The organism is Streptomyces durocortorensis (genome assembly GCF_016901035.1).
Taxonomy (GTDB): domain Bacteria; phylum Actinomycetota; class Actinomycetes; order Streptomycetales; family Streptomycetaceae; genus Streptomyces; species Streptomyces durocortorensis.
The window spans coordinates 1-900 of sequence record NZ_JAFEUF010000354.1 but is presented as its reverse complement, the minus strand read 5'-3'; the positions used below and the strand labels follow the sequence as shown (position 1 = coordinate 900).

Here is a 900-nt window from a genome sequence, read left to right as displayed (position 1 = left end):
CCCCGCGCCTGTGTTCCGGCCCCCCCGGGGGGCCCCCCGGGGGGGGGGGGGGGTGTGGGGGCCCGCGGGGGGGGGGGGGGGGGCCCCCCCCCCGCGTTCCGTCGCCGCAAGTGTGACCCCTGCGGCCATGGTCTCGCCAGGGTCCTTGGACTCAGTGCTTCGCGGGCAGGAAGCCCATCCGGTCGTACGTCTGTGCCAGCGTCTCCGCGGCGACGGCCCTGGCCTTCTCCGCTCCCTTGGCCAGGATGGAGTCCAGCGTCTCCGGGTCGTCCAGATATTCCTGGGTGCGGACCCGGAAGGGAGTGACGAATTCCACCATGGCCTCGGCCAGGTCGGTCTTCAGCGCGCCGTAGCCCTTGCCCTCGTAACTGCGTTCCAGATCCTCCACCGGGCTGCCCGAGAGCGTGGAGAGGATCGTGAGCAGATTGCTGACGCCAGGCTTCTTCTCCTCGTCGAAGCGGATCACGGTGTCGGTGTCGGTGACGGCGCTCTTCACCTTCTTGGCGGTGACCTTCGGGTCGTCGAGGAGGTTGATGAGGCCCTTCGGCGTGGAGGCCGACTTGCTCATCTTGACCGCAGGGTCCTGGAGGTCGAAGATCTTCGCCGTCTCCTTGAGGATGTACGGCGCGGGGACGGTGAACGTCTGGCCGTAGCGGCCGTTGAACCGCTCGGCGAGGTCGCGGGTCAGCTCGATGTGCTGGCGCTGGTCCTCGCCCACCGGGACCTGGTTCGCCTGGTAGAGCAGGATGTCGGCGACCTGGAGCACCGGATAGGTGAAGAGGCCGACGGTGGCGCGGTCGGCGCCCTGCTTGGCGGACTTGTCCTTGAACTGCGTCATCCGGGAGGCCTCGCCGAAGCCGGTGAGGCAGTTCATCACCCAGCCGAGCTGTGCGTGCTCGG

Annotated in this window: 1 protein-coding gene; it reads right to left on the bottom strand. The window is 69.0% G+C overall.

From position 1 onward, the window contains the following. Positions 1–151: 151 nt before the first annotated feature. On the bottom strand, positions 152–900 hold a 749-nt coding region (trpS, locus tag JS521_RS33495), incomplete at its 5' end, for a tryptophan--tRNA ligase (RefSeq protein WP_205086660.1).